Origin of the sequence: Halomonas halmophila (genome assembly GCF_006540005.1) — a bacterium.
In the GTDB taxonomy this organism is placed as follows: Bacteria; Pseudomonadota; Gammaproteobacteria; order Pseudomonadales; family Halomonadaceae; genus Halomonas; species Halomonas halmophila.
The window spans coordinates 1-5,825 of sequence record NZ_BJOC01000056.1 but is presented as its reverse complement, the minus strand read 5'-3'; the positions used below and the strand labels follow the sequence as shown (position 1 = coordinate 5,825).

General features: G+C 66.3%; 6 protein-coding genes and 1 riboswitch. Of the genes, 2 read left to right on the top strand and 4 right to left on the bottom strand.

Features of this window, described 5'->3' with window-relative positions; all coding sequences use genetic code 11:
- The first annotated feature begins 11 nt into the window (after positions 1 to 11).
- Together HHA01_RS14405 and HHA01_RS14400 are read left to right on the top strand one after the other, a co-directional pair.
- Complete coding sequence (locus HHA01_RS14405; RefSeq protein WP_141321933.1) at positions 12 to 1,544, top strand: D-alanyl-D-alanine carboxypeptidase; 1,533 nt, start codon at positions 12 to 14, stop codon at positions 1,542 to 1,544.
- Between the two features lie 156 nt (positions 1,545 to 1,700).
- The gene (locus HHA01_RS14400; RefSeq protein WP_141321931.1) at positions 1,701 to 2,576 is read left to right on the top strand and encodes a DMT family transporter; all 876 of its coding nucleotides are present in this window, start codon (positions 1,701 to 1,703) and stop codon (positions 2,574 to 2,576) included.
- A gap of 9 nt (positions 2,577 to 2,585) precedes the next feature.
- Here the strand turns inward: HHA01_RS14400 and thiE are convergent, their stop codons facing one another.
- From thiE to HHA01_RS14380, 4 genes are all read right to left on the bottom strand, one after another.
- Positions 2,586 to 3,212, bottom strand: a complete 627-nt coding sequence (gene thiE / locus HHA01_RS14395; RefSeq protein ID WP_141321928.1) for a thiamine phosphate synthase — start codon at positions 3,210 to 3,212, stop codon at positions 2,586 to 2,588.
- Entirely contained in the window at positions 3,202 to 4,008 is an 807-nt protein-coding gene (gene thiM / locus HHA01_RS14390; protein ID WP_141321926.1) for a hydroxyethylthiazole kinase, read from the bottom strand. The genes thiE and thiM overlap by 11 nt, the downstream gene beginning before the upstream one ends.
- Positions 4,009 to 4,040: 32 nt before the next feature.
- Positions 4,041 to 4,141: riboswitch (TPP riboswitch) on the bottom strand.
- 69 nt (positions 4,142 to 4,210) lie between these two features.
- On the bottom strand, positions 4,211 to 4,849 hold the full coding sequence (locus HHA01_RS14385) for a peroxiredoxin (protein ID WP_141321924.1): 639 nt from the start codon (positions 4,847 to 4,849) through the stop codon (positions 4,211 to 4,213).
- 420 nt (positions 4,850 to 5,269) lie between these two features.
- Positions 5,270 to 5,761: a C40 family peptidase gene (locus tag HHA01_RS14380; RefSeq protein ID WP_141321922.1), complete on the bottom strand. Its 492-nt coding sequence runs from the start codon at positions 5,759 to 5,761 to the stop codon at positions 5,270 to 5,272.
- Positions 5,762 to 5,825 lie beyond the last annotated feature (64 nt).

Sequence of the window (5,825 nt, the reverse complement as noted above, 5' to 3'; positions counted from 1 at the left end):
AGGAATAGCCCATGGGGCGCATAACGACACGGCGATGGTGCTTCGCCTTGACCCTGTTTTTCATCGCGACATTGCTGGCCAGCACCGTTCAAGCGCAGAACCCGCGCTATGCGGGGATCGTGGTCGATACCGAAACCAGCGAGATTCTCTACGCCGAGAACGCTCAGGAGCCGCGGTATCCCGCCTCCCTGACCAAGATGATGACGCTCTACATGCTGTTCGAGTCGCTGGAAGAGGGGCGCATGACCCTGGAGCAGCGTCTGCCGGTGTCGTCCACGGCCTCGAAGATGCCGGCCACCAAGTTGTGGTTGAGGCCGGGCAGCACCATCGAGGTAGAAAAGGCGATCAAGGCGCTGATCGTGCGGTCCGCCAATGACGTCGCGGTCGTGGTGGCCGAGGCCCTGGGCGGCAGCGAAGAGCACTTTGCCCGCATGATGACCTCCCGGGCGCGCGAACTAGGCATGCATGATACGACCTTCCGCAATGCCTCCGGCCTGCCCAATGACCAACAGGTCACCACGGCACATGACATGGCCATGCTGGCGCGGCAACTGATGCTCGACTTCCCGCAGTATTATCCGTATTTCTCTCTGTCCCGCTTTACCTGGCGCGGCAAGACGGTGACCGGCCATAACAATCTGCTCGACACCTATCCGGGCGTCGATGGCCTCAAGACGGGCTTCATCCGGGCCTCCGGCTTCAATGTGGCAACCTCGGCAAAGCGTAATGGGCGCCGCATCTTGTCGGTGGTCATGGGCGGGTACTCGGCGTCCTCGCGGGATGATCACATGGCCAACCTGCTTGATCGGGGCTTCATGCGTGCCTCGCTGGATAACGGCAGTGGCTTCCTGGCCAATACCCGCATCGCCAACGACTACCTGCTGCCCCGCGACGAGCGGCCCATGCCGTCTTCCGGTGGCATGATGGCAAGTCGCGGCAACTCGGTTGCCTCTCTGCCGGCATCGCGCTCGTCCACGTCATCTGCTGCCGGCGCGAATGCCGAGCCGGTCAGCGTCCCGTCGAGTGACGAGACCATCGTTGCGGATACGCGCCAGACAGGTATGGGAGACGTCGGCTCGACGCCCCGGCAGGCGCCCGCCGCGTCGACATCATCCGCACCCGGCCCGGTGGTGGCGTCCATCGATGAGTCAACCGGCAACGCCTCGGAGAGTAGCGCTGCGTCCAGTGCCGCCGCCTCGACGCCCGAGCCGGGCCCGGTCGTGTCCTCTGCCACATCCTCCAACGGCGAGTCCGACCCGATTCGCGAGCTGTCCGAGCAGCAGGACCAGCCGGCTGCCTCGGGGAGCTGGGGCGTTCAGGTCGGCGCCTTCAGCGATGCCGACAACGCGCGTCGCCTGGCGGCTCGCGCCGCCGAACGGTTGACCGACGAACTGGCCGATGCCCGTGTGGCCGTGCCGCACGTGGCCGATATCAACGTCTATCGCGCGCGGCTGGTCGACATGGCAGAGCCCCAGGCACGCACTGCCTGTCGTCGCCTGCAGGCTCAGGGAATGGACTGCATGGTGGTGCAGGCATCGTTCTGATCTGATTCAGGCTGAGACCAAGAGCGGGGTTGCCGCGTCCTGGCCGAGTCGTTAGCGTCAGGGTGGTAGCCCGTTACCGGGCACAGGCTATTCAGCACCCCATCGGCCCTGCCGGTGGGGTGTTTCATTGCGACGGCACAGCGACGAGGAGAGGCCATGTCGTCATCGTTCAAGGGCATCCTGTGCATGTGCGGCGGCGTGCTGTGCCTGGCACTCGGCGATGCCATTACCAAGTGGCTGGGCGAGACGCACTCGCCGCTGCAGATCATCTTCTTCCGCACCCTGATTTCGCTGCCGCTGATTGCTCTGATCGCGCGTTTCAGCGGCGGGCTGCGCAAACTCAGGACGCGTCGGCCGGGGATCCACCTGCTGCGCGGGCTGGTCTTCACCGGCACCATGGTCTGCTTCATGTGGGGGCTGACGCTCTTGCCGCTGGCCGAGACCACGGCCATCGCCTTCGCCGCGCCCTTGTTCGTCAATCTGCTCTCGGTGCCGCTGCTGGGTGAGCGGGTCGATCGCACTACATTGCTGGCGACGCTGGTCGGCTTTGCCGGCGTGCTGGTGGTGGTCCGCCCCGGTGGGGAGAGCTTTCAGCCGGCGGCCCTGATCGTGATCGGGGCGGCGATCTGCTATGCGCTGACCATGATCACCGCACGGCGTTACGGCGATCGTGAGCACCTCTGGGCCATGGTCTTCTACACCACCCTGGTGCCGATGCTGGTGTCGGCTGCGACCCTGCCCTGGGTCTGGCAGATGCCGGCGCCGATCCACTGGCCGTTCTTCCTGCTGGCCGGGGTGCTGGGGGTGGGCGCCATGATCGGGCTGACCCTGGCCTTCCGTTACGCCCCCGCGGCACTGGCCGCACCCTTCGACTACACGGCACTGCTGTGGGCCGTCTTGCTGGGCTGGTGGATCTGGGACGAAGTGCCGGATCTGTGGGTGCTGGTAGGCGGCTCGCTGATCATCCTCAGTGGCCTGGCGATCGCCTACCATGAGCGGCGCGTGGCGTTGAATCGGCGCCCCACGGCCTGAGATCGCCGTTCAGCCGGTCTGGCCGAAGTATGGGAAGGCGCGCGCCGCGGCTTGCGGGTCGGGTGTGCCGCAGATGGCCGAGATCACGGCCATGCCGTTGACGCCCGCGCGCTGCACGGCCGCGGCGTGCTCGGCCTTGAGACCGCCGATGGCCACCGTGGGCAGTGGGCTGGCGCCGGCCAGGGCGGCCAGCCCGTCGAAGCCGAGCGGGGCCGCGTGGTCCTGCTTGCTGGGCGTGGCAAATACCGGCCCCAGCCCCAGATAGTCGAGCCGCGTCGTATCGACCCTGGCCAGCTGGTCGTGGGTCTGCACCGAGAGGCCGAGAATGGCTTCCGGCCCCAGGGCGGCGCGGGCTTCATGGACCTCGCCGTCATCCTGGCCGATATGCAGGCCATCGGCGCCGCTGGCCAGGGCGACCTCCAACCGATCATTGATCAACAGCGGCACGCCGCTACCCGCCAGGGCGGCCTTGAGGCGTCGGGCCACCGGAATCATCTCGGCATCATCGGCCTGCTTGTCGCGTAGCTGCACCAGGGTCACGCCACCTTTCATCGCGGCCAGGACGGTGTCTTCCAGGCCGCGCTCGGCGCACAGTTCGGGGTCGGTGACCAGGTAGAGCGAGAGATCAAGGCGCATCGTAGAGCTCCACTCGGGCCTGGCGATTCAGGGTCTCGGGGTCGAGTCGATATACGGCGTCGATGAAGGCGACGCTGAAGCTGCCGGGACCTTGCGCTTCTTCGCCGGCCAGGCGACCGGCCTCGGCATAGCTGGCGAGTGCCGCCACACAGGCCTCGAAGGAATCCTCGGCCACCGCCAGGTAGGCGCCTACCACGCCGCTCAGGGCACAGCCCAGGGTGGTGACCAGCGGCATCAGGGCATGCCCGCCGGCGATACGTGCCAGGCGCCGACCGTCGGTCACCAGGTCCGTTTCGCCGGTCACGGCGACTACCCCGCCGCTGCGCTGTGCCAGCATCACGGCGGCACTCTCGGCATCGTCGCTGGTGTCGGTGCTGTCGACGCCCCGGCCGCCACTGCCCTGATTCGCCAGTGATAGGATTTCCGAGGCATTGCCGCGTATGACGGTCGGCGAGAGCGCCAGCAGACGCTGGCCGGCATCACGGCGCAGCGCCGTAGCGCCCACCGCAACGGGATCGAGCACCCAGGGAGTGCCAGCCTCATTGGCGGCGCGGGCGGCGTCCTCCATGGCATCCACCCAGTGCGGCGACAGGGTGCCGATGTTCAGGGTCACGGCCCCGGCCAGGCGCGCAAACTCGGCGACTTCTTCGCGGGCATGGGCCATGGCCGGCGAGGCGCCCAGCGCCAGCAACACATTGGCCATGGTATTCATGGCGACATGATTGGTGATGTTGTGCACCAGCGGGCGGGCCTGGCGCATGCGGCGCAGGTGGCTGGCGAGATCAATGCTGTGCATGGCAACTCCCGGGCGAGGGGAGGTGCCAGCGAGGCAGGGCCGGCACGACTCCCTCCGCCGGCATTATCCGGGTCAGGTGGTGAGGGTGCATCTCAGCCGGTCGGCATCGCCGCCGGCGCCCCTGTCGTCAGGCTTTTACTATCCGCGGTGGCGCCGCATCTGTAAAGAGGCGGCAGTGGCATCGGCCACCGCCGCCGAGCGATCACGAGCGCTTGGGCTGCTTGACCACACGCAGATACGGCTTCTGCTCGTCCCAGCCTTGCGGGAAGAGCTTCTGCGCTTCCTCGTTGCTGACTGCCGGCACGATGATGCAGTCATCGCCATCCTGCCAGTTCACCGGCGTGGCCAGCTTGTGCTCGTCGGTGAGCTGCAGGCTGTCCAGCACGCGCAGCACTTCGGCGAAGTTGCGGCCGGTGCTGGCCGGATAGGTGATGGTCAGGCGCACCTTCTTGTTCGGGTCGATGATGAAGACGCTACGCACCGTCAGGGTGTCGTTGGCGTTGGGATGGATCATGCCGTACAGATCGCTGACCTTGCGATCACCATCCGCGAGCAGCGGGAAGTTCAGGCCCTGGCCCTGTGTGTCCTGAATATCGCCGGCCCACTTTTCATGGTCTTCCAGCGGGTCGACGGACAGGCCGATGGCCCTGGTGTTGCGCTTGTCGAATTCCGGCTTGAGCCGCGAGACCTCACCCAGCTCGGTGGTGCACACCGGGGTGAAATCCTTGGGATGCGAGAACAGGATGACCCAGTTGTCCCCGGCCCACTCATGGAAGTTGATGGTGCCAGCCGTGCTTTCCTGCGTGAAATCTGGTGCGATATCGCCGAGTTGCAATGACATGTCAGGCTCCTCTGGGTTGAGTTGATGGCATCGCCCATGCGGTGCCGTATCGACGGCCTCAGCATTACATGGGGGCAATGGGTTGGGGAAACAACCTGTGGTGATATGGTTAGCACGAGCTTCGCGCTGCGAGCTTCGAGCTGCGAGCCACGAGCCACGAGCCACGAGCCACGAGCTTCGAGCCGTCCTGCGCATGGATAAGCACCATGGCATCAATCTGGCTCCCAGCTGCTCGTTCCTCGCTACTCGATACTCGCCCTGCGCCTGGGCAAGCACCGCGCATTGTCTCGACGCCCAACGGCTCGCTTCGAGCCACGAGCCACGAGCCACGAGCTTCGAGCCGTCCTGCGCATGGATAAGCACCATGGCATCAATCCGGCTCCCAGCTGCTCGCACCTCGCTACTCGTGACTCGGCCAAATCAAGGTGCCGGCGCGGCGGCGCCGAGAAACCGCTCCTGCCAATAATCCAGCCCCAGCGGGGTGGTGGTCACCTGGCGCCCGCGCCCCGGGGCATGCACCATCCGATTGTTGCCCAGATAGATGCCGACGTGGCTGGCATCGCCGCCGCCGCTGGTGTCGAAGAACAACAGGTCCCCCGGACGGGCGGTGTCGATGGGCGGCAGGCGGTCGAACTGCTGACTGGAGGTACGCGGTACGCTGATGCCGGCGCGGGAATACGCCAGTTGCACCAGTCCCGAGCAGTCGAGGCCGCTGGGGGTCTCGCCGCCATAGCGATAAGGTGTGCCGAGCGCCTGACGGGCTTCCGCCAGGATCATGGCGCGTTCCATGGAAAGGCCGCCCGCGTCGCGGGTGGCCAGGTCCGGCCCGGCGCAACCGGCCAGCCACAGCAATAGCATGGCCGGCAGCCATGGTGGCAGCGCGGTACGGCAGGCAAGGCGACAGGCGGACATGGGCAACTCCCTGGCACTCAAGGGCCCAGAAGGGCCGTTAGCCCAAGCCTAAGAGGGTGTTTTA